Source organism: Halorussus salinus (genome assembly GCF_004765815.2).
In the GTDB taxonomy this organism is placed as follows: Archaea; Halobacteriota; Halobacteria; order Halobacteriales; family Haladaptataceae; genus Halorussus; species Halorussus salinus.
In genome coordinates this window covers 441391-466923 of sequence record NZ_SBIS02000008.1, presented here as the reverse complement: position 1 = coordinate 466923, position 25533 = coordinate 441391, and the positions used below count along the sequence as shown (strand labels likewise).

The 25533-nt window shown below is 64.9% G+C and carries 20 protein-coding genes and 1 pseudogene; 10 read left to right on the top strand and 11 right to left on the bottom strand.

The genetic code is table 11. The features are described from left to right. Positions 1 to 5: 5 nt before the first annotated feature. From EPL00_RS19190 to EPL00_RS19165, 6 genes are all read left to right on the top strand, one after another. Positions 6 to 971, top strand: coding sequence for a carbohydrate ABC transporter permease (locus EPL00_RS19190; RefSeq protein ID WP_135853948.1), 966 nt, complete (start codon positions 6 to 8; stop codon positions 969 to 971). After that, positions 968 to 2050, top strand: a complete 1083-nt coding sequence (locus EPL00_RS19185; RefSeq protein WP_135853949.1) for a sugar ABC transporter permease — start codon at positions 968 to 970, stop codon at positions 2048 to 2050. Before EPL00_RS19190 ends, EPL00_RS19185 begins: the two co-directional genes overlap by 4 nt. Positions 2051 to 2214: 164 nt before the next feature. Next, on the top strand, positions 2215 to 3180 hold the full coding sequence (locus tag EPL00_RS19180; protein ID WP_135853950.1) for a transcription initiation factor IIB: 966 nt from the start codon (positions 2215 to 2217) through the stop codon (positions 3178 to 3180). A gap of 268 nt (positions 3181 to 3448) precedes the next feature. Beyond that, positions 3449 to 4831, top strand: coding sequence for an acyl-CoA thioesterase/bile acid-CoA:amino acid N-acyltransferase family protein (locus EPL00_RS19175; protein ID WP_135853951.1), 1383 nt, complete (start codon positions 3449 to 3451; stop codon positions 4829 to 4831). Beyond that, the gene (locus EPL00_RS19170; RefSeq protein ID WP_135853952.1) at positions 4828 to 5634 is read left to right on the top strand and encodes a hypothetical protein; all 807 of its coding nucleotides are present in this window, start codon (positions 4828 to 4830) and stop codon (positions 5632 to 5634) included. The genes EPL00_RS19175 and EPL00_RS19170 overlap by 4 nt, the downstream gene beginning before the upstream one ends. A gap of 103 nt (positions 5635 to 5737) precedes the next feature. Then, positions 5738 to 6826 (top strand): TrmB family transcriptional regulator, encoded by a 1089-nt coding sequence (locus EPL00_RS19165; protein WP_135853953.1) that lies wholly within the window; start codon positions 5738 to 5740, stop codon positions 6824 to 6826. A gap of 21 nt (positions 6827 to 6847) precedes the next feature. Here EPL00_RS19165 and EPL00_RS19160 read toward each other — a convergent pair whose 3' ends face one another. The 8 genes from EPL00_RS19160 to EPL00_RS19130 all read right to left on the bottom strand — a co-directional run bounded on the left by EPL00_RS19160 (position 6848) and on the right by EPL00_RS19130 (position 18297). Further along, positions 6848 to 9088: a glycoside hydrolase family 3 N-terminal domain-containing protein gene (locus EPL00_RS19160; RefSeq protein ID WP_135853954.1), complete on the bottom strand. Its 2241-nt coding sequence runs from the start codon at positions 9086 to 9088 to the stop codon at positions 6848 to 6850. Continuing rightward, a complete protein-coding gene (locus EPL00_RS19155) occupies positions 9085 to 11865 on the bottom strand; it encodes a glycosyl hydrolase (protein WP_135853955.1) in 2781 nt (926 codons plus the stop codon). Before EPL00_RS19155 ends, EPL00_RS19160 begins: the two co-directional genes overlap by 4 nt. Before the next feature lie 16 nt (positions 11866 to 11881). Further along, positions 11882 to 12958 carry an ABC transporter ATP-binding protein gene (locus EPL00_RS23680; RefSeq protein WP_202932701.1) on the bottom strand — a complete coding sequence of 359 codons (1077 nt, stop codon included), beginning with the start codon at positions 12956 to 12958 and terminating at the stop codon, positions 11882 to 11884. Next, positions 12955 to 14013: an ABC transporter ATP-binding protein gene (locus EPL00_RS23675; protein ID WP_202932700.1), complete on the bottom strand. Its 1059-nt coding sequence runs from the start codon at positions 14011 to 14013 to the stop codon at positions 12955 to 12957. The genes EPL00_RS23680 and EPL00_RS23675 overlap by 4 nt, the downstream gene beginning before the upstream one ends. Then, positions 14010 to 15122, bottom strand: a complete 1113-nt coding sequence (locus EPL00_RS19145; protein WP_135853956.1) for an ABC transporter permease — start codon at positions 15120 to 15122, stop codon at positions 14010 to 14012. The genes EPL00_RS23675 and EPL00_RS19145 overlap by 4 nt, the downstream gene beginning before the upstream one ends. After that, entirely contained in the window at positions 15119 to 16144 is a 1026-nt protein-coding gene (locus EPL00_RS19140; RefSeq protein ID WP_135853957.1) for an ABC transporter permease, read from the bottom strand. The genes EPL00_RS19145 and EPL00_RS19140 overlap by 4 nt, the downstream gene beginning before the upstream one ends. Positions 16145 to 16151: 7 nt before the next feature. Next, complete coding sequence (locus tag EPL00_RS19135) at positions 16152 to 17915, bottom strand: ABC transporter substrate-binding protein (protein ID WP_162224274.1); 1764 nt, start codon at positions 17913 to 17915, stop codon at positions 16152 to 16154. A gap of 187 nt (positions 17916 to 18102) precedes the next feature. Then, positions 18103 to 18297 (bottom strand): hypothetical protein, encoded by a 195-nt coding sequence (locus EPL00_RS19130; protein ID WP_135853959.1) that lies wholly within the window; start codon positions 18295 to 18297, stop codon positions 18103 to 18105. A 688-nt stretch (positions 18298 to 18985) separates the two neighbouring features. Here EPL00_RS19130 and EPL00_RS19125 point away from each other — a divergent pair. Next, the gene (locus tag EPL00_RS19125) at positions 18986 to 19303 is read left to right on the top strand and encodes an RPA12/RPB9/RPC11 RNA polymerase family protein (RefSeq protein WP_135853960.1); all 318 of its coding nucleotides are present in this window, start codon (positions 18986 to 18988) and stop codon (positions 19301 to 19303) included. A 263-nt stretch (positions 19304 to 19566) separates the two neighbouring features. On the opposite strand, the gene EPL00_RS19120 is transcribed toward EPL00_RS19125, so the two are convergent. Together EPL00_RS19120 and EPL00_RS19115 are read right to left on the bottom strand one after the other, a co-directional pair. After that, positions 19567 to 20262, bottom strand: coding sequence for a hypothetical protein (locus EPL00_RS19120; protein ID WP_135853961.1), 696 nt, complete (start codon positions 20260 to 20262; stop codon positions 19567 to 19569). 660 nt (positions 20263 to 20922) lie between these two features. Continuing rightward, positions 20923 to 21801 carry a transcriptional regulator gene (locus EPL00_RS19115; RefSeq protein WP_135853962.1) on the bottom strand — a complete coding sequence of 293 codons (879 nt, stop codon included), beginning with the start codon at positions 21799 to 21801 and terminating at the stop codon, positions 20923 to 20925. Between the two features lie 286 nt (positions 21802 to 22087). Here EPL00_RS19115 and EPL00_RS19110 point away from each other — a divergent pair, with 286 nt between their 5' ends. The 3 genes and pseudogenes from EPL00_RS19110 to EPL00_RS24195 form a co-directional block, all read left to right on the top strand. Further along, positions 22088 to 22966 (top strand): hypothetical protein, encoded by an 879-nt coding sequence (locus tag EPL00_RS19110; RefSeq protein WP_162224273.1) that lies wholly within the window; start codon positions 22088 to 22090, stop codon positions 22964 to 22966. Further along, positions 22963 to 23826 carry an ABC transporter ATP-binding protein gene (locus tag EPL00_RS19105; protein WP_135853964.1) on the top strand — a complete coding sequence of 288 codons (864 nt, stop codon included), beginning with the start codon at positions 22963 to 22965 and terminating at the stop codon, positions 23824 to 23826. The genes EPL00_RS19110 and EPL00_RS19105 overlap by 4 nt, the downstream gene beginning before the upstream one ends. 147 nt (positions 23827 to 23973) lie before the next feature. After that, a pseudogene (locus EPL00_RS24195) lies at positions 23974 to 24132 on the top strand (FxLYD domain-containing protein); the annotation flags it as partial. Positions 24133 to 24154: 22 nt separating this feature from the next. On the opposite strand, the gene EPL00_RS19100 reads toward EPL00_RS24195, so the two are convergent. Then, a complete protein-coding gene (locus EPL00_RS19100) occupies positions 24155 to 25408 on the bottom strand; it encodes a COG1470 family protein (protein WP_202932699.1) in 1254 nt (417 codons plus the stop codon). Between the last annotated feature and the right edge of the window lie 125 nt (positions 25409 to 25533).

Below are 25533 nucleotides of genomic sequence, written 5' to 3'. Positions count from 1 at the left end.
AATCTATGAGCACCGCCTCTCGCGTCGCGCGACGGGTCGAAGAGGTCCCCTTCCTCGAACGGGAAGACGCCTCTCTACTGTTGGTACTGCCGGGACTGTTCGTGTTCTCGGCGTTCATGCTGTTCCCCATCCTGTATCTCCTCGGCATCTCGTTCACGAACGCCGAACCCTCGAACCTGTTCGCGGGCGAGGGCGCGGCGTCGATTCTCACCTTCGGGGAGGCGTCGTTCGTCGGGTTGGAGAACTACGTCACCGTCCTGACCGACCCGCAGTTCTGGAACTCCTTCGGCATCACGTGGCTGTTCGTCGCCACGAGCGTCGTGCTGAAACTGACGCTCTCCATCGGCGTCGCGCTGGTCGTCACCGGCGACAGGGTTCGGGGCAAGCGCCTGATGCGCTCGCTCATCATCATCCCGATGGGACTCCCGGCAATCTTCACCATCACGGTGTGGCGGGGCATCTTCAGCTCGGCGCAGTTCGGACTGGCGAATCAGGTGCTTCAGTCGCTGGGACTCTCGACGGTATCGTGGCTGAGCAACCGCTGGATGGCGTTTCTCGCGTACAACGTCACCGAGGCGTGGCTGGCCTATCCGTTCATGGTCATCATCACCGTGAGCGCGCTTCAGGACGTGCCCGACGAACTGCACGAGGCCGCGAAGGTGGACGGCGCGGGCTACGCGGCGCGGTTCCTCCACGTCACCCTCCCGTCCATCAAGCGGCCGGTCCTGTTCGCGTCCATCCTCACTGCCGCCGCGTCGTTCCAGCAGTTCCTCATCCCGTACGTGTTCAACGAGGGCGGTCCCGCGCGGGCTAACGAACTGGTCGTCGTCTACGGCTACCGAGAGGCGTTCACCTACTTCGAGTACGGACAGGGCGCGGCTATCAGCCTCATCGCGGTCGCGTTCATCGGCGCGTTCATGTGGCTGAACGTCAAGCGCGGCCGACTCGCTGACGGGGTGAGCGAGCAATGAGTCTCCTCGGTTCCATCGCACGCAGTCTGAAAGACGACGCCGCTGGACTCGTGACTGCACCCGCCGACACGGCCCGCGAGATGCGCTACACCGCCGAGGGCGTCGTGAACGGCGACATCCCGCCGTCCCGACCGCTGAAGACGCTCGGGCTGACGATGGGTGCGCTGGTCGTCGTCCTCGCGCTGCTGTTCCCCATCTACTGGATACTCATCTCGGCGCTGTCGGGGACCGGCGGGTCGATACATTCGGTCGATGGCCTGCGACTCCTCCCCGAGCAACCGTCGCTACAGCCGTTCATCTGGGTTCTCGGCGACCTCATCGTCCCGAGCTACCAAATCGGGCTGGGGATTCCGCTCACCGACACGGCGCTGGTGTTCGACACGCCGCGACTGGAACTCCTCGACGCGTCGGCCTACGGCGTCGACGACCCCTCTGAGTTCAAGACGTTCTTCTGGAACAGCCTCACGGTCGCCATCCCGACGGTCGTCCTGTCGATGTGTCTCGTCGTGCCCGCGGCGTACGCGCTTTCGCGGCGGGAGTTCATCGGTCGGCGCAAGATACTGTTCGGGTACGTACTCCTGACGCAGGTCGGAGGAGGCCTCGGAATCGCGTTGCTCATCGGCCTCTACACCGTGTTCGTGCAGGTCGGGCTCAACGACAACAAGCTCGCGCTGTCGGTCTACTACGCGGCGACGGCGGTTCCGTTCAACACGTGGCTGTTGAAGACCTACATGGACGGCATCCCGGTCTCCTACGAGGAGGCCGCCGTCGTTGACGGCGCGCCCGCGTGGCGCGTGGTCGTGGAGGTCATCCTGCCGCTGTCGAAGGCGGGGCTGGCGACGGTGTTCATCTTCACCTTCCTCACGGGGTGGACCGAGTTCGTCGTCGCCCAGACGATACTGGGGACCGACAACTACACGCTCCCGGTGGGACTGTTCTCACTGATATCGGAGTACTCGGTCCCGTGGGCGCGGTTCTCGGCGTTCGCGTTGACGTTCGCCTCGCCCATCATGCTCATCTACCTGTTCGCTCAGCGGTACATCGAGGGCGGACTCTCGTTCGGCGGGATGGAAGGGTAGGGCGAACCGCCATCGGGCGGTCCGTCCGGACCGCCTCTCGACCCGACCGCTCCGGTGCGAACGACGCGAAACACTGTGCTAACCGGTTATCTAATTCACAATTCTCGCGCTCGGCCAGAACCATACTTATTAGACCATCAAACGATTAGATGTGAGTCGAATTAATGGCCCGGCCAAACCGACAGCGCGAGCGCGAGCGCGACCGTGCAGAAGAGGCAGAAACCGACGAGAAGCAGGGTCAGCAGTGTCCCGAGTGCGAGTCGGACAATCTCGTCACGAGCGGCGACAGCAACGAGGTCGTCTGCGAGGACTGCGGGCTCGTCGTCGAAGAACAACAGATAGATCGCGGGCCGGAGTGGCGCGCGTTCAACCACAGCGAGCGCGAGAGCAAGAGTCGCGTCGGCGCGCCGACGACGCAGACGATGCACGACAAGGGGCTGACCACCCAAATCGACTGGAAGGACAAGGACGCCTACGGTCGGTCGATCTCCTCGAAGAAGCGCAGTCAGATGCACCGCCTGCGCAAGTGGCAGGAGCGCATCCGGACCAAGGACGCGGGCGAGCGCAACCTCCAGTTCGCGTTGAGCGAAATCGACCGCATGGCCTCCGCGCTCGGGGTACCGAGGTCGGTCCGAGAGGTCTCGTCGGTCATCTACCGACGCGCGCTCAACGAGGACCTGATTCGCGGCCGCTCCATCGAGGGCGTCGCTACCAGTTGCCTCTACGCCGGGTGTCGCCAAGAGGGCATCCCCCGGAGCTTAGAGGAGGTCTCGGAGGTCTCGCGCGTCGAGAAGAAGGAGATCGGCCGCACGTACCGCTACGTCGCGAAGGAACTCAGCCTCGAAATGGAGCCGGTAGACCCCAAGGAGTACGTCCCGCGGTTCAGTTCAGATCTCGGGGTGAGCGAGGAGGTCAAGATGCAGGCCAAGGAGATAATCGACGAGTCGGCCGAACAGGGCCTGCTGTCGGGCAAGTCGCCGACCGGGTTCGCGGCCGCGGCCATCTACGCCGCTTCCCTGCTCTGCAACGAGAAAAAGACCCAGCGCGAGGTCGCGGAGGTCGCGCAGGTGACGGAAGTCACCATCCGCAACCGGTATCAGGAACAGATCGAAGCGATGGGCATCCACTGACTCGCCCACCGCGGGACCCCCGATTTCGACCGGTCGGAGACTGTTCGTCCGGCTACGCGATTGCCCACGCCGATAGAGGAAAGCCTCGTCGGACGGACTGAGAGAGCCGTCCCGACCGATACCGACGTACGCGGCGGACGCTCTCGAACGCTTGCGGCCGAAAATCGGGCCGACGCCGAACTCCGGAAGAACATCACGACGGAGGTTCGGGGCCTCGGTATGTTTCCTATCTTTTATCAGTAGTGTGGTAGAACTGCCGAACTGGAAGATGATTTCACGCCGCTCTGCGCTCCGCTGTCTCGCCGCCGGTTCCCTCGTCGGAGTTCCGAGCCGAATCGGGACGAGCGCCGACGAGCGCGCGACCGACACGACCGGCGAGCTTCGAGTATCGCCTACCGCCCTCCACTACGACGAGGAGTTCGACCTCAGCGTCACCGGGCTGGCCCCCGGTGCGAACGTGACCCTCACCGCGCGAACGGCCGACCGAGAGGGTCGCCGGTGGGCCTCGTTCGCTCGCTTCACGGCCTCGTCCGAGGGCGTCGTCGACCTCGCCGAACACGCTCCAGACGCCGGCACCTACGACGGCGTCTCCCCGATGGGGCTGGTCTGGTCGATGCGGCCGACCGACGGCGACGCCTCGATATACATTCCGCCGAGGGGGACCAGTGACCTGACGCTCGCCGCGAGCGTCGGGGGCCAACGAATCGGCGAACAGACCGTCAACCGGCGGTTCGGCCCCGAGAAGCTTCAGGTACGGGACGCGCCGGACGGACTCGTCGGCCTGCTCTTCCGGCCGAGCGGAGACGGGCCGTTCCCCGGCGTCGTCGTCCTCCACGGCTCGGGCGGCGAACCGGACTATGGCACCGCGCTCATGCTGGCGGCGCACGGCTACGCGGCCTTCGCGCCCCAGTACTTCGGCGACCCGGAGCCACTCCCGGACCAACTCGCCGAGGTTCCGCTCGAATACCTCCAGCGAAGCGCCGACTGGATGCGCGGCCGTCCGGCGGTCCGGGAGGGACCCGTCGGTCTCCTCGGGACCTCGAAAGGGGCCGAGTTGGCCCTCCTCGCGGGGGCGACCTTCGATTGGGTCGGCGCGGTCGCGGCCTACGCGCCCTCGGGCGTCGTCTGGGCCGGGTTGACCTACGGCGGCGAGACCACCTCGTCGTGGACCCTCGACGGCGAGGAGGTCCCCTACGTCCCGACCGGGTTCCCGCCCTCGGTCGTCGGCGACTACGCCGCGTCGTGGCCGCTGGGCGAGTCGGTGTCGCTGCGCCCGACCTACGAGGTCGGACTGGAACAGGCTAGCGACGAGCGAATCCGGCGGGCGACGATTCCGGTCGAGAACATCGACGGCCCGGTGACGCTGGTCTCGGGCGAAGACGACCGCCTGTGGCCGTCGGCAGAACTCGGCGGGATAGCCGAGCGGCGACTCCGCGAGCACGACCATCCCCACTCGGTCCGACACCTCACGGTCGAGTCGGCGGGACACGCCATCTCGTTCCCGTACCAGCCGACCACCGGACTCACCACCATCGACAGTCCCCTACCGGGGACGACGACCGCACTGGGTGGGTCCCCCGAAGGACTCGCGCGCGCCGCCGAGGAGTCGTGGCCGGTCGTCCTCTCGACGTTCGAGGAGGGACTGCGATGAGCGCGCGAGACGCGCTCCCCGACGCTCTGTGGACTGTGCGCCCGGCCGTCGCCGCCGCGGCCGTCCCCCTCGTCGTCGGTCTCGCCGCCCTCGCGGACGGCTACCTCGTCCCGGCGGACGCCGCCGAACTCGTCTTCGTCGCCACGAGCGGCGTCGCGCTCGGACTCGTCGGACTCGTCGGCTGGTGGTGTCACGACCGCGGCCGTCGGGCGGCGGTCGGAGTCGCCATCGCGGCCGTCGTCGGAGCCGTCGGTCTCGGCCTCCTGCGGCCGGGCGTGACGGCGACGCGCGTCGCCGGCGACGCGGTTGCGGTCGGAGACCCGCTGCTCGCCCGGTTCGTCGGCGTCGGTCCGTGGCTGGTCGTCGTCGTCGGCGTCGTCGGGGCCGTCGAATCCGAGATTCCCGGTCTCCGAGCGACCACCGGGCGAGACGCGACCCCCATCGGCCGCCTGCCACGCCGCGGTGCCCTCCGACTGGCCGCGGCGAGCGGCGTCGCGCTGGCGGTCCTCTCCGCGCTTCCGGTGTACCTCCTCGGTAGGAGCTTCGGCGACCCGGCGCTCCTCGGGTTCGCCGTCGGCGGGTGGTTCGTCGGCGGCCTCGCGGTCGCGTACCTGTTCGCGCGCCACCGCGTCGTGACGCCGCTCGTCTGTCTCGTGGTCGTCGTCACCGCCGCGGTGGTCGCGGTGGCGACCGGCGGGTCGCCGCTCGGCCTCCCGACCGCCTGGGTCGTCTGGCTGGTGCCCGGATTGGTCGCTGGCACCGTCGAGGCGCTCGGGCGACGCGTCTTCGCCGCCTTCCGGTAACTACCCTCCTCGTTTCGGCGAGACCGCCGTCGTCTCGGCGACGCGTCTGGGGTCGGCTCGGAACCTCAGAACCTTCATGTGACGGTGCCCACTGTGTCTCGGTATGGACAGAGACATTCTCACGCAGGCACTCGAATACGCCGATCTCACGTCGTATCAGGTCGATGCATATCTCACGTTGCTGGAGATGGGTGTCGCACCGGCCATCGAGGTCGGTCGGGAGAGTTCGGTTCCCGTCTCGCAGGTGTACGACGTTCTCCGAAGTCTGGAGTCGAGGGGGTACGCCGAGACCATCGAGCGGGAGAAACTCTACGCGCGACCGTCCGAACCTGACGAGTTGGTCGGCGAACTCGAATCCCGAGGAGAACTGCTTCAGGACGCCGCCGAGGAGGTCCACGAGCGGTACCGGGAGCCGGTGCAGATGGATGCTAGAATCGGCGTCACGAAGCGCGTCGAGACCGCGGTGGAGAACGCACAGGACCTCGTGGGTGACGCCGAGACCGTGGTCGAAATCGCCGGCACGTACGAGCAGATACAGTTGCTCTGCCCGGCGCTCCGCGAGGCCCGCGAACGCGGGGTAATCGTCCGGGCGTCCGTCTACGCCAACGACGGGGAGCTACCGCCCGAGGAGTTCGACCCCGAGGGTGCGCTCTCGGAACTGCGCGTCTGCTCGATTCCGGGTCCGTTTCTCGTCGTCATCGACCGTCATCGGACGTGTTTCGCGCCGAACACGCGCTCGGACGAGGATTACGGCGTTCTCGTCTACGACCGCATCCTCCCGTTCGTGTTCCACTGGTACTATCTGACCTGCCTCTGGAACCTCTACCCGACGGTCTACGCGGACGACCGCGACCGGTTCACGTACGTGACCCTCGAGGAGTTCGTCTGCGACTGCTCCCGACTGGTGGACGAGTACGACCTCCGCGTGCGAATCGAGGGTATCGACTTGGCCACGGAATCGGAGACGGCGATGGACGGAACCGTGACCGACATCTCGTTTCTCGGCGACCACCGCAAGCGCGGGCGGGCGGCACTGTCCGACCTCGGGGCGTTCACGGTCGTCACGCTCGACGCGGGGGACGAGACCTACACCCTCGGCGGGTGGGGCGCGGTCTTCGAAGACATCGAGGTCCGGACGATTTCGCTGGTCGGTATCGACGCGGGCGAGACGCCGCTCGCCCGAGCGGAGTGACCGGCGACCTCACCGGACGGGTCAGTCGTCGGCGACCGCTTCGGGCGATTCGTCTGCGACCGCTTCGAGCGACGCGTCGAGCGACTCACACCGCAGCGAGAGCGGTCCCGACTCGAAGCGACCGGTGCCGTCGGGACGGACGACCTCGAAGGCGTCGGCCGACACGTCGAACTCGACGGTCGTCTCTTCGCCGGGGTCGAGCGAGACCCGCCGGAAGTCGAGGAGTTCCTCGACCGGCGTGACGACCGAGGCGTACTCCCGGCCGCCGAAGAGTTGGACGACCTCCTCGCCCGCGCGCTCGCCGGTGTTCGCCAGCGTCACCGAGACCGTGACCGACTCGTCGGCGGCGAGCGACTCGTCGGCGACCGAGAGGTCTCGGTAGTCGAAGTCGGTGTACGAGAGGCCGTGGCCGAACTCCCACAGCGGGTCGTACGACGGGAGGTGTTCGTCGTCCCCGATGGGGTAGGGGTGTGGCAGGTAGTCGTGTCGAACCGGGAGGTGGCCCGCCGACCGCGGGACCGAAATCGGGAGCTTCCCGCTCGGGTTGTTCCGCCCGAACAGCGTCTCCGCGACCGCCAGCCCGCCCTCCTCGCCGGGGTAGTACGCCTGGAGGACGGCGTCGAGGTTGTCCGCCGCCCACGGGACCGCCAGCGGTCGCCCCGAGACGAGGACGAGCGCGGTCGGCGTCCCCGTCTCGTGGACCGCTTCGAGGAGGTCGCGCTGGGCCGCCGGCAGCGTGAGTTGCGCGCGGTTCGGGAACTGGTCGGTCGGCCCGTTCACGTCCTGCGGGCCGAACTCGTGGAGATACCAGTTCTCCCCGAGGACGACGACCGCGGCGTCGGCCTCCTCGGCCGCCGCGACCGCCGCGTCGAGGTCGTCGCCCTCGTCGATACCGGCACCCCGTTCGTGGCGGACCGTCGTCTCGGGACCGGTGACCGACTCGATTCCCTCCCGAATCGTCGTCCCGTCGAGTTCGTCGTCCTCCTTGAGGCTCCAGCCGCCGACTTGGCTCGTCAGTTCGTCGGCGTTCGGGCCGGTGACCAGCACCTCCCCGAGTTCGGGGTCGAACGGGAGCCGGTCGTCGTCGTTCTGCACGAGCGTCATCGACTTTCGCGCGGCGTCGAGCGCGACCTTCCGATGGGATTGGTCCCCCAGCGTCTCGGCGGACGACGCCGCATCGACGAAGGGGTCCTCGAACAGTCCGAGGTCCGACTTGAGCCGAAGGACCCGCCGGACTGCCGTGTCGATGGCCGACTCGTCGACGCGGCCCTCCTCGACCAGCGACACGAGGTGGTCCGCGTGGTCGGCTCCGCCCAGCGAGTGTACGTCCACGCCCGCGGTGAACGACCGGTGGATGGACTCCCGCTGGCTCCTCGTGACGTTGTGGTTCTCGTGGAGCATGTTGATGCCGTTCCAGTCGGAGGCGACGTAGCCCTCGAAGCCGAGTTCGTCGCGCAGGACCGACGAGAGCCAGTGGGACGAGCCGTGAGACGGCTCCCCGTTGATGGAGTTGTAACTCGGCATGACTCCCTCGACGCCCTCGGCGAGTACCTTCTCGAACGGCGGGAGGTACTCGCGGTACAGCGACGAGACCGACCGCTCGACCGGCGAGGCGTCTTCGCCTCGCTCGGGGCCGCCGTACGCCGGGAAGTGTTTCGCCATCGCGGCAACGTCGGCAGTCGCCGCCCCGACCCCGCGAGCCTTCGCGGCGGCGAGTTCGCCACAGAGATACGGTGACTCGCCGAACGTCTCGAACGTCCGCCCCCAGCGCGGCTCCCGAGCCACGTCGCAGGTCGGCCCGTAGGTGAGACCCGCACCGGTCGCGGCGGCCTCTGTCGCGGTGACGGTCCCTATCTCCTCGGCGAGCGAGCGGTCGCGCGCCGCCGCGACGCCGATGTTATGCGGGAACACCGTCGTCTCCTCGACGTAGGCGTGGCCGTGAATCGCGTCCACCGGAATCAACACCGGAATTCCGAGGCGGGTCTCCTCGCGGGCGATTCGTTGGAGTTCGTTGGCTATCTCGACGACCTCCGTCGAGTCCCGATGCGGCGACGCGCCGTAGCCGAACGGCGTGACGAACCCGATACCGTGGTCGCGCACCGACGCCTTGGCGTCTTCGACGGTTCGGGTCTCGCCCATCGTCCCGACGTACGTGCCGGCCAACTGCGCGGCCTTCTCCCGGAGCGTCATCTCCTCGAGGAGGGTCTCTACTTCTGCGTCGCTCTCGTCTCGTTGCGTGGTCTGGGTGTCCTGTCTCGTCATAGTGTCGTTGTCGTGGCTGTTTCGTTGTTCGCTGCATCTGTTACCGTCACTGCGACCGTTTCCGGGGCGTCTCGGGTCCGCAGGTCGGTCGTCCCCGACGAGGTGCTACCCGAGACGGTCGTCGTCGTGGTGTCCAGGGTCGTTCCCGCGCTGTCGCGGAGTTCGACGGCCACCGACCGAAGGTCGCCGTCGGCGTCTGCCACCGCCCAATCGACGCTGGCGTCGGTCCACGGTCCCCTCGCGTCGGTCGTCGTCGTCACTGACTCGACGGTCGGACCGCCCGAGTCGCCGGAGTCGTCACTGCTGGTCGTCGCCAACTCGTTCGCCGGAACCGACAGCGACGTGCCGTCGGAGAAATCGACGGTCGTCGCGGTGTCGTCGGCGTTGTACGCGACGTAGGTCGTCGTCGTGCCGTCGTCGAAGACGGCGGCGAGGGGTGCGTCCGCGGTGATACTCGCCTCGACCGCTCCGAGGTCCTCCATCGCCGTCACCCATCGGTAGGTGTGGGCTTTCGACTCGCCGAACTCGACGGGGTACGACCCGGCGCTGGCCTCGAACAGGGACCGAGCGTCCGCGGGGTCGCTGAACGCGCGATACGACCACAGGACATCGGGCCAGTAGTCGAAGCTGTCGCCGCCGTTGGCCGTGACGAGTTCGTCGTACGTCGCCGCCGCCGCCGCGCGATTTCGGCCGAGCGACAGCGAGTGGCCGCCGACCGGGAGGACGTTGATGCCGTGAATCGCCTCCACGTCGTCGGTCCACCACGTGTCGTACTTGTAGCCCGCGCCCCAGACCATCCCGGCGTAGCTGTAGTCCCAGTCGGCCGGATGGTTCTCCTCGTCCACGTCGTACCAGTACTCGTCTACTGCGGTCGTCTCGTGGGCGATTAGGTACGCCCCGAGGTCGCGCAGTTCGGTGTTCCCGGTGTACTCGCCGTAGCGCAGGACGGCCGCGTATGCGTTGACGGCCTCCGAGGAGGACTCTTGGTTGTTGCCGAGGTCGAACGCGGGGTTCCCCGCGGCCCACGAGTGACCGGCGTAGGGCGCGAAGTTCCGCAGGAACGGATACATCGAGTCCGTCCGCGAGGGGTTGGCGTAGTCCCGAATCAGGTGTTCGACCATCCCGCCCCAGTTCGCGTCGTCGGCCCACGTCGGGTCTCGCCGAGCGATTTCGGCGGCCGCCGTGACGTAGTAGCCGTAGTGGAAGTGGTGGTCGTTCAGTTCGGGACCGGAGCCAAAGGAGTCGTTGTACCCGACGAGCGTCCCCCACGTGTCGTCGTAGTAGAAGACATCCTCGGAGTCGCTTGCCCCCGAGACGGTCGCGTCGAGCCACGTCTCCAAGTCGTCGCGGAGCGCCGCGGCGAACGCGTCGGCGGCCGCCGAGTCGCCGACCTGTTCGGCGATGGGCCGCAACTGCGCGAGGCGCTCGTAGTTCTTGCCCGTCCAGTAGGTCCCGTCGCCGGGAGCGTCGGGTCCGGCGCGAATCAGGGGCGATTCGGCTTCGGCGTCGTCCACGTAGCCCGCGAGGCGACTCTGCTCGACGGACCCCACGTCCGGGAGATACGGCAGGTCCGGCGGGAGGTCGAGCACCGTCTCGAACGACGAGCCCGTCGTCGTCCGCATCGTCCCGCGCGGGGAGACGAACGTGTCGTCGTCCAGCGCGGTGGTGGTGTGCTTGTGCTGGTGGGGGTAGAGCGCGGCGATGGTTCCGGTCGCGCTCGATTCGGCGCGGGCGTTCGTCTCGAACATGTGGGTCGTCCGGACCTCACCGGCGCTCTGGTCGTAGGTCCACGAGACGGTCGTGCCGGTAATCTGGTTGTAGGCGTACGACTCGTAGCGCGAGAGCGCCGTCGTCGTCGCCTCGGGGAGGACGGCGATAGCGACGTACCCCGCTCCACCGAGACCACTCGTCAGCGTCGCCGAACCGAGGCCGTTCCACGTCGCTCCGCTCGGAGCGAAGACGCCGTAGTGGTGGCCGTTGACCGAGAGTCCGAGGAGATTCCCGCTGTCGGCCCACACGGTCGGCGTCGCGGCGAACGAGAGTTCGGCGTCCGCCCCCGTCACCTCGGCGAAGGCGAACGGCGAACCTTGCGCGAGCGTCACGTCGAGTGTCGGGGTGGTCGAGTCGCCCGCACCCCACCGGACCTCGGTGTGCCAGTCGCCGTAGCCCGCACACTGGGTGTCGGCGAACGACCCGCCCGTGGTCGAGATGGTGAGGTCAGTGGTGTCGTCCATCTCGGCGACGTTGCCTCGGTTCTTGTCGCCCGAGACGTTCGAGAACGTCCACTCGGTCGGGTGCGAGAGGTCGAGACCCTCGCTGGTCGGCGTGCCGACCAGCGGGTGTGCCCACATCGCCGACCCGTACTGGGCGAAGAGGACGCTGCTCCACCAGTCGTTCGTCGGATACGGAGCCGAGAGGTCGCCCGTGGCGTAGACCCGTTCGGGCGGGGACTCCTCGCCGGAGGGAAGGGTCGTCGCGTAGCTTCCGGCACCGACGCCGACCACGCTCGATGCGACCCGAGGAGCCTCGTTCTCGTCGTCCGAGGGTCGCCCGATGCAGTCGTCTCCGGTGGCCTCGCGGGCGTCCGCGAGGCCAGCGAGTCCGACCGTCCCGAACGCGCCGACGCCCGAGAGATAGCGGCGGCGACCGACCGAGCGGTCCGTCGCCGATTCGTGAGTCGCTGATTCGTGGATTGCCGATTCGTGAGTCGTCCGTTCGGTTTTCGTCGTAGATTCGTCCGGCGCGTTCGCGTCGTCTGTGGCGTGTTCGTCTGTCATGGGGGAGTCTGAACGGTTATCGTTCCGCCCCGTCGAGCGGGGGACTATCCCAGTAGGCTCCGTCGTCGGTCGCCCGGTAGCACGCGACCCGGTGGCGCTCCTCGTCGCCGACGAGCGTCTCGGACGGTGCCGCCTCGCGGCACTCCTCGGTCGCGTTCGGACACCGCGTGTGGAACCGACAGCCCGAGGGCGGGTTCACCGGGTCCGGGATGTCGATTTCGCGCACCGGCGGCTCGCTGGGGCCGTCGTCGCGACCGAGTTCCGGGGTCGCCCACTTCAGGACCTTCGTGTAGGGGTGTTGGGGGTTCCGGAGGACCTCCTCGGCGGGGCCGAGTTCCACGAGTTCGCCCAGATACATCACGCCGAGTCTGCCGCCCGCGTGTTCGGCGATGTACCGGGCGTTCGACAGGTCGTGGCTGATGAACAGGAACGAGGTGTCGAACTGCGCCTGTAGTTCGAGGAGCAGGTCCATCATCTCGACCCGCAGGCTCACGTCCAAGGCGCTGACCGCCTCGTCGGCGAGGATGAGGTCGGGGTTCATCAACAGCGCCCGAATGAGCGCGACGCGCTGTTTCTCGCCGCCCGAGAGCTGGTGGGGATACCGGTTCGCGTAGTCGTGGGGCGGCGTCATCCCCACGCGCTCGATGAAGTGCAGGACGCGCGCCTCGCGGTCCTCGGGACCGAGCGACGGCTCCCACCGCTTCAGCGGGGCCGCCAGCGACGACAGCACCGTCCGGTTCGGGTTCAGCGCCGAGCCGGGGTCTTGGTGGATAATCTGGAGCGACCGGCGAATCTCGTCGTGGGGAATCGAGGAGTCCGACCGCCAGCCCTTCGCCTCCCAGATGTCTTGGCCGCGGTAGCTGACCGAGCCGCCGGTCGGCTCTTGGAGACCGATAGCGGCCTTCCCGAGCGTGGTCTTCCCGCTCCCGGACTCGCCGACGATGGCGACCACGTCGTTCGCCCCGATGTCGAGGCTCACGCCATCGACGGCGCGAACCGTCTCGCGGTCCGCGAACGGGTTCAGTCCGCTGTCCTCTTTCTCGAAGTGAACTTCGAGGTCCGAGAGCGAGAGGACCGTCTCGTCGGTACTCATCGCTCGCCCTCCGTCGCCAGCGAGACGTACTCGTCCACGTCGGGCCAGTGATGGCAGGCCACCTCGTGGGTCTCGGACACCGCCTCCGTCTGTGGCTTGCGCTCGCGACACTCGTCGGTCGCCATCGGACACCGCTCGTGGTACGGACAGCCCGCCGGGATGTCCACCGGGTCGGGCGCGGACCCCGAGATGGGCCGCATCTCCGAGAGCGGCGCGTCGAGGTTCGGAACCGCGTTGAGCAGCGCGCGCGTGTAGGGGTGGCGCGGTTCGTGGACCAACTCCTCGGTGTCGCCGACCTCGGCGAACTCGAAGGCGTAGAGGACGCCGATGCGGTCGGCGAGTTTCGTGACCAGCGGCAGGTCGTGAGTGATGAACACCATCGTGAGGTCGTACTTCTCGCGCAGGTCCGACAGCAGGCTGACGATGGACCGCTGCATGAGGAGGTCCAACGCCGCCGTCGGCTCGTCCATCACCAGCACTTCGGGTTCGAGGACGAGCGAGAGCGCGATGAGCGCGCGCTGTTTCATCCCGCCCGAGAGTTCGTGCGGGTACGAATCGAGGACGCGCTCGGGGTCGAGATAGAGGTCCGCCAGTAGCTCCTCGGCCCGTTCCATGCCCTCGGCCACGTCGTAGTCGTGGGCTTCCAGCGTCTCCACGAAGTGTTCGCGGAACGCCATCGTCGGGTTGAACGAACTCATCGCCCCTTGGAACACCATCGAGATGTCCGCCCAGCGGAGGCTCCGCAGGGGCTGTTTGTCGAGTTCGAGAACGTCCACGGGGTCGCCCTCCCGCGGGTAGTAGGTGACGCTGCCGTCGGTCTGTCCGGGGTCCACGACGGCGTTCAACAGCGCCGAGGCGAACATCGACTTCCCGGAGCCGGACTCGCCGACGATGCCCAGAATCTCGCCGCGTCTGATGTCGATGTCCACGTCGTTGACGACGTAGGAGGTCCCGCGGTCCATCCCGAACGAGACCGAGAGGTTCCGACATTCGAGGACGACATCGTCGTCGCCGGACCGACGAGCCTCGGCGTCGGACGCGGGCGTCCGGCTCATAGCTCACCTCCGAGCGAGGCGGTTCGAGCCGACGTGTCGGTCGGCTCGTCGCCGCTCCCCTCGGTCGTCTCCGCGTGCCGCGCCCGGACGCGGGGGTTGAACACGCGGTCCATCCCCTGCGCGAACAGGATGAGCGCCATCGACAGCAGGATGATGGCGACCATCGGCACGAGGAGCCAGTGGGCGGCGTCGACCGTGAGCAGGCCGCCGTTCGAGTAGGCGAGTTGGAGCATCACGCCCCAGTTGACGACCTCCGAGAACGGCAGGAGACCGAGGAAGTAGAGGCCGACCGACGCGAAGATGACCTGTCGCATCGCGTTGACCATGTTTATCATCACGAACGGCATGATGTTCGGGACGATCTCCTTGGCGACGATGGTGGGCGTGGATAGCCCCATCGCTTGCGACGCCTCGACGTAGGAGGTCGACCGAATCGTCAGGACTTGCGAGCGGATGGCGCGAGCCATGCCAGCCCAGCCCTGTAGCGAGAGGACGATGCCGAGGACGACCGGACTCTTCGGTTCGAGCAGTGCGACGAGGATGAGCAACAGCGGCAGTCCCGGCAGGGTCATCACGATGTCGATGAGTGTCGAGAGCAACTGGTCGAGTCGACCGCCAGTGTAGCCCGCGAGCGCGCCGACGCTCGTCCCGAGGACCGTGACGAACAGCCCGGCGGTGGTAATCATCGTGAGCATGCGCGGGGTCGCGTGGACGACCTGTTCGAGAATCCCGCGACCGACGTTGTCGGTGCCCAGCGGCCAGTGAACCGCGACCCACGGCACGGAGACACCGAACAGCGACGTACTCGTCACTTCGTACCAACTTCCGCCGACGAGACCGCCCTCGAAGGGACCGACGAGGAGCGGTGCCTGTCCGACGCGGGGTTCGGCGACCAGCGCGGGGCCGACGACGCCCATTACGAGGAATCCGACGACGAGCGCGGCTCCGATGCGAGCGCGAACGTCGTTCCAGACGACGCGGAGCGGCGCGACGAGCCAGAGGTCGAGGACGCGGCGATAGCGTTCGCCGCGGCTCAACGACGAGTCGGCGACGGTTCCGAACCCGCCACTGCCGACCGGCTGGGTCTCGGACTGATTGCCTTGGCTCACGAGGCGTCACCTCCCGTGGAGACGCGGGGGTCCACGAGTCCGTACGTCAGGTCCGCGATGAACGCGCCGACGACGACCCCGAGCGTGATGAGGACGAACCCGCCCATCATGAGCGGGTAGTCGCGCGCTTCGACCGCGGCGACGATGTAGTAGCCGAGTCCGGGGTAGGTGAACACCTGTTCGAGGATGGCCGACCCGCCGATGATGGCACCGAACGCCAGTAGCAGTCCCGTGTACATCGGGAGGACGGCGTTGCGGGCGACGTACCGCAACGCGATTCGCGTGTCCGAGAGGCCGCGGAGTCGCGCGACACGCAGGTAGTCCTCGCCCAGCACTTGGATGCTGTTGCCCCGCATCGCCAGTGCGACGCCGCCGAACCCGGTGATGACGACGGTGGCGACGAGCAGACTTGCGTGGTACACCGCGCTGGCGACGAACTGTGCCGTCGCGACCGGTCGAAACGGGTCCACGATGGGCACGATGCTCGAAGAGATGTGCCCACTCGTCGGAAACCACCCGAGCGTGAAGCCGAACACGTAGAGGAACAGCAGCGCGGTCACGTAGTTCGGCGTCGAGTTGAGGACGATACCGAGTCCCGTCGTACTCACGTCGAACCGGCTTCCCTCGTTGTAGGCCATGACGGCTCCGAGAGAGATGCCGAGAACGAACATGAGCAGGATGGCGACCGAGAACGCGAACACCGTCCACGGAAGCGCCTGCCCGAGAATCTCCGAGACGGGGGCGTTCTGGCTGACCGAGTGACCGAGGTCACCCCGAAGGATGCCGGAGACGTACGCGAAATACTGCTCGTGGAGCGGTTGGCTGTAGTCGATGTTGATGTAGTTGGCGACCCGGCGATTGATTTCCTCCTGAGAAAGGTCCGGGTTGTTACGGATGAGCTGGCCGCGAAGCTGGTCGGCCGGGTTCCCCGGCATGAGTCGAACCAGCACGAACGAGAGCGTCACCACGAAAAATGCCGTGAAAACCGCCTGTAGCGTCCGCTTGACGAAGTAACCGAACATCCCAGACTCACTCCGGCTTCGCGGTCAGCTTCCCTTCACGGGGGAGGTAGTACTGGGGCCAATCCACGATGGCGTCCTCGTCGTCGCTCGTGGTGGTGTTCCAGTCGTCGGTCGTGACCCACGACTGGTCTACCTTCTCCATCAGCGGAGCCATCGGGAGATGCTGGTTGATGACCCACGCCAGCTCCTGGGTCTTTTGCTTGGCCTCCTCGCCGGTCAGGCTAGCGAGTTTCTGTAGCTCGGCTTCGAACTCCACCGTCCGCGTCTCGCCGTCCGGGTTCCCGATGGGTGGCACCTCGGCCGAACGGGGGAACTTCAGGATGTCGCGCGAGCGGGTGCCGTTGAGCAGTTTGTTGAGCGAGAAGTACGGATAGAGCTTGCCGTCGGCCCAGCCGAGACCGGCGACGCTGTACTCTTGATTGCCGTAGATGTCGCCCCAGTAGGACTGACTCGGGTTGAGCGACGCCTCGATGCCGAAGTCGTTGAGGTCCTGCACGATGGACTGGCCGCCGGCGGTCCAGTCGTTCCACCCGGAGGGAATCTTGAACGGGAACGACAGCGTCTTGCCGTTCGCGTCGGTCCACGTCCCGCCGTCCTTCGAGAACCCGGCCTCTCGGAGGAGTTTCGCTGCGCGGTCGGTGTCGGGTTCGTACCGCTCGAAGTCCGACAGCGAGTCGCCGAGCCACTCCTTGTAACTGCCGTCGAAGTTACCGGGGAGACCGCACGGAACTTCCACGGGAACGTGCATCTTCTCGCCCGCGGTCTGTGCGAGTTTCTCGCGGTCAATGACGAACTGAATCGCCTGCTTGACGTTCTGTTGGCCGTAGTGTTCGTGGTCGTGGTTGAACATGATGCCCATTCCCCAGTTGGCGGGCATCTGAATCTCCCGGACGTGGTCGCCGTAGGACTGTGCGATGTTGCTCGGCGTGAACACGTTGTCGATGCCGTCGACGGTGTCGGTGCGGAGCGCCTGCCACTGCTTCTGATTCGACTGGAGGTAGTTCCACTTGAACTGGGAGAAGTTGATTTTATCCGCGTCCGGGTGGTCCTCGACGCGTTCGGCGAGCAACTCCTGATTGCGGGCGTGAACGAACGCGAACGGACCCGTCCCGTTCGGTTCTTCGATAGTCTTCTCGGTGAGACCGGGGGCTTCGCCGTCGGATTCGTACGCCTCTAAGAACTCTCGGAACTCCGCCGGAGGCGTGTCGAGTGCGATGGGTTTCAGCGAGTAGAGGAACACCTCGTCGGCGACGGCCCGCTTCAGTCCGAGTTCGAGCGTCGATTCGTCGGTGACTGAGACGTTCTCGGCGGCGACGATATTGCTGAGCGCGGCACCGTCGTGAATCTCGAGTTTGAGTTTGAACGCAACGTCTTCGGCCGTGACCTCCTCGCCGCTGTGCCAGTGGAAGCCGTCGCGGACCGACAGCGTCACCGACTCGGAGCTGATGTCCCACGATTCGAGGACGCCCGGCATGAACTTGCTCGTCGCCTCGTTGACGTAGATGAGGTTCTCGAACAGCGCGAGCGCCGCACGGTCGGGGTACTTCTGTCCGTACGGGTTGAACTGCATGTCCTTGGGAACGTTCGTCGTCGCGGTGACGAACGTCTCGTCGGTCATTTCGAGCGAGTCCGACTTTTGGGTCGTCGTGTCGGTCACGCCCTCGGTTCCGGACGCCGTCGTCTCGGTCTGGTCTCCTTCCACGGCGTCTTCGTTCGACCCTGCGCACCCGGCGAGACCGACTGCGCTGGCCGCGCCGATAGATTGTAACACGCGTCGGCGCGTCTTTCGAGGTACTCTCCGCCTATGTCCCGTGTCCTGAGGGGGCATACCATGATAATACACACCGTTATATATACATATTTTTCATGATAATTTTGGTGTAGGCACTCAATAAATACTTTTGCTTACACTTAGCGGGCGACGAGCGACGAGGAGAAGACGGCGCGACCGGCCGGCGTCAGGGTTCGAGAAACGGCAGGTCCCGGCGTGCAGCGATCGCGATGGCGACTCCAGTGAGTAGGAGGATACCGAGCGTCACCTGCGAAATCGCGTATTCCGGCGTTCCAGGTTCGGTGAACCGGAATCCGATAGCGAGGAGAACGAGGAGTATCGCGTCGAGCGCGAACAGCACGGAGAGGACGCTCCGGGACATACAGGCCCTGTGAGAGCCACCGGTAAGAGTATTCCGCCATTCGCTCTCGTCGCGAGTCGCTGGCTCCGAGGCCGTTTCACCCGCAGAATAAACACGTAGTTGATACGTTTTCCGTCGCCACCGGCGGTGTTCGCTCTCACCGCCCCCGGAGCGTCCCGACTCGACTCGCTTCTAGGACTTCCGGAAACCACCCACTTGCTCAACTCCCGCGAACCTGATACCACAGCCGACGATAACCGATACTCGAATTCTCCGGACTGGCTTCGTCCCCCGAGAGGTCGAACGCCGCGACGCCGAAGTCACTACCTCACCGAAATTTTCGCGCCGCTCACCGACGGCAATCCCACCGACACCACGCTTCTCCTCGGCCTTCGGGCGTCGGAAAGACCCGTCTCACGAGTACGCCGCCGAGCAACTTCGACAGGACGCTCTCGATGTGGCATCCCAGTACGTCAACTCGAATACTCCTGTTCGAATCCCGAGGACTCCGACACTGACATTCACCTTCGTCCCGAGATTTCGGGCCGTGTTTATTACACTCCGTAGCCAGTCGATAGATGTCGGACATGATCGAACGTTGCCTGTCTCCTCTTCGATAACTCGGCACGGTCGGCACGAGCAGTTGCCTGAAAGCCACGACGCATCGGAAGTTAACACATATATCCGCAACCGTGTATTCCTCCGTTATATGCAATTCTGTGACGAGTGCGGTTCGATGATGCACACGGAGGGCGACACGTGGGTGTGTCGCTCCTGTGAGAACGAGGAGTCGCGGGATTCGCAAGCGGAAGCGGCGATGACGACCCAAGATGGACAGCAGGACGACGGGGCACCCGCCGTGGCCGACGCGACCCAAGGCTCCACCGAGACGATGCAGGAGTCCTGTCCGGCGGACGACTGCGACAGCGACCGGGCTTACTACGAGATGCTGCCGAAGCCGGGCGGCTCCTACGAAGTTCGGCTGTTCACTTGCGTCGAGTGCGGCCACAAGTGGCGCGAGTCCTGACGGCGCATCTCGCGAACCCCGCCGCGTAAATATGTACAGACCGCCACATCGGACTCTCAAATCTCGGGGTTACGGTAGCACTTCTCCGTCAGGATTGGCGGTTCGACCGTAGTAGGGTACAAATTCTGAACGTAACGGGTTCGCGAGCTGAACACCGAATAATTGGCGGGAACTTCGTACCGAATACCGAACGTACATCGACAACGACCGCGATCCGATCCGGTGGGAAGAACCCTGCGAGAGATGGGAGTGAACCCCTGTCGTTACCCGACTACGTCCTCGACATCCGGGTGATTCCTGTACTCGCCGAGGTTGGCGGGCACTTCGCCATCCGGGACGGCAGCGATTCGGTCGCGGATACGCTGCCACTCCGCGTGCCTACGCAGTACGTACACCGGAATCTCGTCAATTCCTGAGAAGCGTGCTAAGTACAGCCTATGAAAGCCTTCGGTCCAGATTAGCTCGCCCGAACTGCCGACCAGCACCATCGGGTCGAGTTCGTGAATTCCCTCGATTCCTTCCGGAGTATCGTAGATAGTCCCGTGGTTGGGCCGGTAGCCCTCCTCGCGGATGCGCTCGTAGAGAGCGTCGACGGCAGGGTAGCGTTCCTCGACGACCGTTTCGAGATTTTCGTACCCTCGAAAGTGCCCCTCGTCTTCGATGGACTCCGCCACCCAGTCGTGGTAGACTGTCTCCTCCCATTCCCGGTCCTCCTCGAAGTGCTGGCGGAGTCCCTCGTACATTCGGTTGTCGGTGAGACTCCGGCAGTTCTCGGAGGAGTCCCAGTCGCCGCCTCGCACGCGTCCGAGACCCCACGGTAGAGGAGCGATGGCCAACCGCTCGGGGTCGGTCGGGTCGACGTAAATCTGGCTCCAAGGCTCCGCGGGGGCTTCGTATTGCTTTCGGTTACCGTGGTCGTGCCATTTGGTGTAGTAGCGGAAATCCGGGAGGTGTACCATGAAGGCGACTGTAAGACGCTGATCGCGAAAACTATAACGAAATTTACTTATTTAAATATACATGAAGTATGATGGGATAGCTTTGGTCAGAGACCGTGCTTATTATGAACAAAAACCGAGCTACTCTGTTACTCGGCCTGAATTTCATAACGACCTTGGTAGTTTCAGTTGACGTGTAGTACGCAGCTAGTCCCGGATACGGTAAAGCCACAGGACGGCTACCGCTGCATCCAGAATATGATCTCGGCGGACGTGGGCGACGAGTTGGGCGTCGCCCCCCACGAAGTGCTGTGGACTGCCGAGGAAACGAACACCGCGAAGATTCACTCGTCGGGACGAAACTGAGAGTCCGGTTCGCTACAGGAAAATAATACTGAAACAATAATTTCGACATTTTTATATTTCTTGTATGTCGAGTCCGAAATGCACCTTGCCACCCAGCATGGTGCGATACGGAGGATTCATACCGCAGAAATCCCCTTTCCCCCGACCCTCCTGCGGAGTGTCCGTCCTCCAATCCCCTATTTCGACTTACTCTCATCTGGTCCACGAACCTCGCCTTCGATGGGGAAACCTTCGATGTCGAGTATCGCGGCGTTCTCCTCGAGATTACTGACCCTTGCTCGACGTTGGCGCAAACAACCACCGAAGTGAGTACTGCTATCGGCGCCAGTGATCGAGGAGGGCGCAACTCTCGTCCAGTTCGATGACGAGCGGTCGGTCGTCGAGACTGACGGTAAGCCTGACCGCTGGCGATTTGCCCTCGCAGTCGGTGACCTCGCTTACCCTAGCTAGGTCGTGTGGTCCAATCTGGGCGTCCGCCGGTCCGAGTCCGCGCTCGGCGTAGAGGTTTTCGACGGCGGGGTGACCGAGAACCGCGTGGGCGACCGGGAGCGGATACGACACCCAACAGGTATCGCAGGCCGCCGTCGCGTACGCGATATCGTCTAAGAGATACGAGTCCGGGGCGGATTCTCGCGGAAACGAGAGACCGGCGGTGCCCCAGCAGTGTGGACACAGACCGTTGCGGAAGAGTCGCACGTCGCAGGCGTGTTTGCGAAGCGAGATGTCGATCGTTTCCTCCAGCGTTCGATCCGTCATCGCTCGCGGCGGGGTCGGATACGCGACCGCCGCTCCGTGAGACGGACAACCGAGGTACAGGTGGTGGTCCCGGTAGGAAGCGACGAGCGCCCGCTGGCAGTGAGGACACTCGTAGTCGGTCTCTCGCTCATCGACCGCAACCGCATCGCCGTCGTACGTCCCTGATCGGATGACCGACACGATTTCGAGGGCAGCCACTCGCGGGCGGTACCGACCGTCGACCTTGCGAACGAACGTGTCTTGGAGTTCGTCGAGGTGGTAACTGAATCGGCTGGTGTCCTCGACGCCGACCCGTTCGCGCAGTTCCGAAAACGAGAGCCACCCGGACGACCACGCCTCGTCGTACTGCTCCGCGAGCGCGAATAGGATGCGAACGCGCGTCTCGTCGGTCAGCGCCGCGTACGTGTCCTCGTATGATCCGTCCGCAGGGTCCGTCATGCTCCCCAGTGCGGGTTTCTGCGCCGTACGTATTCCGATTTTTATGTAGGGTTTCCAACTTAATGGCCGTGCAGATAACACTTACCACTGTTCCTGCACACTCATCGCCCATGTCGAATTCGCCCTCGGCGGTGACTCCGGTCGTCCCCGGAAGACTCACCAACCGGACGGGAACCGCCCGGACGCGAACAGTCCTCGTTGGGAGCTGTCCGGTCGAAAGAGCTGCGAACGTCGCGGTGATATCGGTCGCTCGCCCGGAAAGCGGCGGCTCCAGAGGTGGCTGCGCGTGAGCGACCGCGGCACGAGAGTGGAGGATGTCGGAGCCAGTTCGGAGGAGCTACCGTCGAGTGAATGTGCGGCGCCACCGGTCGAACGGGCGGGCACCGTCTGGGTAGCGCAGGCCGCCGGGTTCGCCTACCGGACGCTCCGCGATGTCAGTCGAAGCTGGACGGTACTCGGCGTCGCCATCGGACTCCCGCCGATGATGTACCTCCTCGTGACGGCGACGCGGTCGTTCGACCCGACTACCAAGGGGCTGTTCGCTGTCGGAATCGCCGCCTTGGGCGCGATGATCGCCTCTTTGACCGTGTTCGGGAGTCAGCTCGCCGTCGACTTGGAGGCCGACCGATTTCGCGCGTACCGTTCGATGGCGGTGAGTCCCTCGGCGGACCTCGCGGGGCGGATGGCGGCTAGTTCGACGGTGGCGGCACTGGCGCTTATCTTCGGACTCGCCGTCGGCATCCTCGATGGCGCTCCGCTCGGCGTCGGGAGTGTGGTCCAAGCCGCGACGGTGGTCGCCGCGCTCCTCGGTCTGAGCGTCGTGCTTATGACCGCCGCGATCCCCATCGTCGTTGCGGCGAACAACGAACAGTACGCGCAGTTCGCGTTGTCGCTTGTGGCGGTGTTCGGGTTCATGCTGACCGGATACAACGGGATGCTGCCGTCGGTGGCGATCCTCGACCAGTCGGTGGTGCAACTGTTCCCGAACGTACTCGCGACGCGCGCGATGGCTGTCCGACTCGTCACCGTGGAAGGGGTCTCGGCCATCGACTTCGTCGGGACAGCAGGTCGTCTCGCCACGCTCGCCGTCTACAGCGCGGGAACAGCGGCGGTCGGTACGGCCCTCGCACGGTGGCAGTTGTACGACAAGGAGGTCCTCCGATGAACGAGTCGGTACTCGTCGCCGAAGATATCGCGAAATCGTTCGGTGGGACCCCGGTGTTCGACGGAATCGATCTGACCGTCGATACCGGCGAGATCGTCGTCTTGATGGGACCCAACGGAACGGGGAAGTCCGTGTTGGTCTCTTGTCTCGCTGGCGGGCTAGTTCCGTCCGCAGGGTCCGTCGAGATTGACGGCGAACCGCCAGCCGCCAGTCCCGGTGCGACGAGCTTCCTCCTTCAGGACGCGCTAATTCTCGACAGACTAACCGGACGGGAGAACATCGCGTTTTACGACCGACTCAACCCGTCGTTCACCGACAGGTGGCGGACGCTGGTCGAGGAGTTCGGAATCGGTGAGCGGCTTGACGACCGGGTGGAACACTACTCCGGCGGGATGCGTCGGAAACTCGAACTCGCGATCTCCCTCAGTGTCGAAGCTCCGCTGTACGTCCTCGACGAACCCACTGCCGCCCTCGACCTCACGATGGTGAGCGAGATCCACCACCGGTTATCGACGCTCCGCGACCGCGGCAAGGCGGTCCTCGTGACGACTCACCTTCCGATGGACGCCGATGTCGCCGACCGCATCGTATTCTTCACCGACGACGGCGTCGCGGCGGAGGGGACGCCAGCGGAGATCAAATCGTCGGTCCCGCCGGTGGTCGAGACCTCGCTGGGGAACACCGACGCGATCGCCGACGACGTAATCGACGGGCGGGTGTTCAGGGGCGACGGCGTCGTCCGGGGACTCCTCGCACCGGAGACGGACCCGTCGGCGGTAGCTGACGGGCTCGCGGACGCCCGTGTGACCGAACCGACGTACGCCGACCTGTTCAATTACTACACCCATCTCCGTGGGTAGGCGGGGGCGAATCGTCCGGTGGCTCGGCTATGGATGCGTGGTCTCAACGGATTACAACCGCGTATTTATCCACTGACCTCGTATCCCATCGTATACATTAGAGAACACAGGTGACGAGGTAGTCATTGGTCCGGTCTAACTGCAACGTTCCAGCAAGCCGACGGCCAGACACTAGACCGCGCCACTACGAATGCCCCCGAGCTGTCGGCTGATTCGGCATGGTCTTTCGAGGTTGTCCACTCCGATACGGGTGAAGACGCTCGAACTGTCGCGGACTACACGCTCACTGTTCGAGTAAACGAATAAAAATGTCGATGGTTGGAATTATCTAGGCTTCGTTTTCGTTGCGTGTAATCTCGTAGGTGAACCCGATGGCGTTTTCGGGCATGACCTTGAGGTTCCACGCGCCTGCGTCAGGGTCGTCGACGCGGTAGACGAATTTCTTCCCGTCACCCCGGACGCCGTAGGCGCCCTGTTGCTGGACGTTAGGATTGTTGCTTTCGCTCAGGTCGACGAAGCCCTTGTTCGTCACTTCGACGCGCTTAGCAGTGACCATAGTGCCGTCGGGCGCGACGAACGTCACGTCGAAGCTCGGGGTAGTGTCAGTGCTACTGTAGTAGCTCGTTCGAGGCCCGAGCGTGAGGGTGATATTTTCGGTTTCCTCACTCACCTCGAAGGAAGTCGTGAAGGGCTCCTCGGGCTGGTTCCAAACCTCGAAGTTCAGATTGATCTGTTGCCAGTGGTTGTTGTTGCCGTCGCGGTTGGGGTCTTTCAGGCCGAGGTCAAGCTGGCTGCTGTATCGGTTGCTGTCGGCGCTCTCAGGGGGCGATACCGTGACCGAGACGGTCGCAGTTTCGCCCAATTCGATTGTCGAAGGAGCGTCGATATCGAGCCATGCGGGGTCGAGTTGCGAAGAACTCCCGCCGTAGCGGTGGCGTTCTTGGCTGAGCTGGGGGCTGAGCGGGACGGCTTGGTCGCCGGTGTTCTTGATGACGATTTGCTTGGTGGCGGTGTCACCGGCTTCGACCTGTCCGGTCACGTACGTCCCGGAGACGATTTCGACGGTGGGCTTCTTCCAGACGTTGATGCGGACGCTGGCGGCGTGGACGGGTCGGGCGGGGCGACCGGGGTAAGTCACGGTTTCGTCGGTGAACGCGACTTGACCGCTATAGTGGCCCGTCTCGGCGCTCTCGGGCACGGAAATCGTAACACTGAACTCGGTTTCACTGCCAGCGCCGACGGTCGAGTCGCCCTCGATTGTGACCCACGACTTCTTGATGAGGTTTTCCCCGGTCGGCGGGATGTAAACGTGAGGATCGAGTGTCACTTCGGAGTCCTCACGGTTTGTCACCGTGACGGTGAATTCCGTGGACTCGCCGGGTTTGAGGTCGGGGTGGTCGTAGTCACTCTCGACGTAGAGTTTGGTGTAATTGGATGTCTCGGAGGAGGAGCCGTCCGAGGTAGTGCTGGCGTTGACTGTCTGGGTTTGATTCGCGGTGGTTTCTTGAACGGACGATACGCCTGAATCGGTCAGGGTGGATGGGTCGGTGGGTGCCGTTGTCTGTGCTGTGGCGGCTGGCATTGCACCGACGACCAACACCACTAATGCGAGTACTCGTAGTTTCATGGGTTGCGTTGCAACTCACGCTCCCAGCTACTACCTACGTGGAGGGCAGTCGGGCGGCGGAGTTGCTCGTGTCCCAATTC

Bases quoted from the DNA above. Each gene is read 5' to 3' on its own strand.
- EPL00_RS19190 (WP_135853948.1), top strand. From the start codon at position 6: ATGAGCACCGCCTCTCGCGTCGCGCGACGGGTCGAAGAGGTCCCCTTC.
- EPL00_RS19185 (WP_135853949.1), top strand. From the start codon at position 968: ATGAGTCTCCTCGGTTCCATCGCACGCAGTCTGAAAGACGACGCCGCT.
- EPL00_RS19180 (WP_135853950.1), top strand. From the start codon at position 2,215: ATGGCCCGGCCAAACCGACAGCGCGAGCGCGAGCGCGACCGTGCAGAA.
- EPL00_RS19175 (WP_135853951.1), top strand. From the start codon at position 3,449: ATGATTTCACGCCGCTCTGCGCTCCGCTGTCTCGCCGCCGGTTCCCTC.
- EPL00_RS19170 (WP_135853952.1), top strand. From the start codon at position 4,828: ATGAGCGCGCGAGACGCGCTCCCCGACGCTCTGTGGACTGTGCGCCCG.
- EPL00_RS19165 (WP_135853953.1), top strand. From the start codon at position 5,738: ATGGACAGAGACATTCTCACGCAGGCACTCGAATACGCCGATCTCACG.
- EPL00_RS19160 (WP_135853954.1), bottom strand. From the start codon at position 9,088: ATGACGAGACAGGACACCCAGACCACGCAACGAGACGAGAGCGACGCA.
- EPL00_RS19155 (WP_135853955.1), bottom strand. From the start codon at position 11,865: ATGACAGACGAACACGCCACAGACGACGCGAACGCGCCGGACGAATCT.
- EPL00_RS23680 (WP_202932701.1), bottom strand. From the start codon at position 12,958: ATGAGTACCGACGAGACGGTCCTCTCGCTCTCGGACCTCGAAGTTCAC.
- EPL00_RS23675 (WP_202932700.1), bottom strand. From the start codon at position 14,013: ATGAGCCGGACGCCCGCGTCCGACGCCGAGGCTCGTCGGTCCGGCGAC.
- EPL00_RS19140 (WP_135853957.1), bottom strand. From the start codon at position 16,144: ATGTTCGGTTACTTCGTCAAGCGGACGCTACAGGCGGTTTTCACGGCA.
- EPL00_RS19130 (WP_135853959.1), bottom strand. From the start codon at position 18,297: ATGTCCCGGAGCGTCCTCTCCGTGCTGTTCGCGCTCGACGCGATACTC.
- EPL00_RS19125 (WP_135853960.1), top strand. From the start codon at position 18,986: ATGCAATTCTGTGACGAGTGCGGTTCGATGATGCACACGGAGGGCGAC.
- EPL00_RS19120 (WP_135853961.1), bottom strand. From the start codon at position 20,262: ATGGTACACCTCCCGGATTTCCGCTACTACACCAAATGGCACGACCAC.
- EPL00_RS19115 (WP_135853962.1), bottom strand. From the start codon at position 21,801: ATGACGGACCCTGCGGACGGATCATACGAGGACACGTACGCGGCGCTG.
- EPL00_RS19105 (WP_135853964.1), top strand. From the start codon at position 22,963: ATGAACGAGTCGGTACTCGTCGCCGAAGATATCGCGAAATCGTTCGGT.
- EPL00_RS19100 (WP_202932699.1), bottom strand. From the start codon at position 25,408: ATGCCAGCCGCCACAGCACAGACAACGGCACCCACCGACCCATCCACC.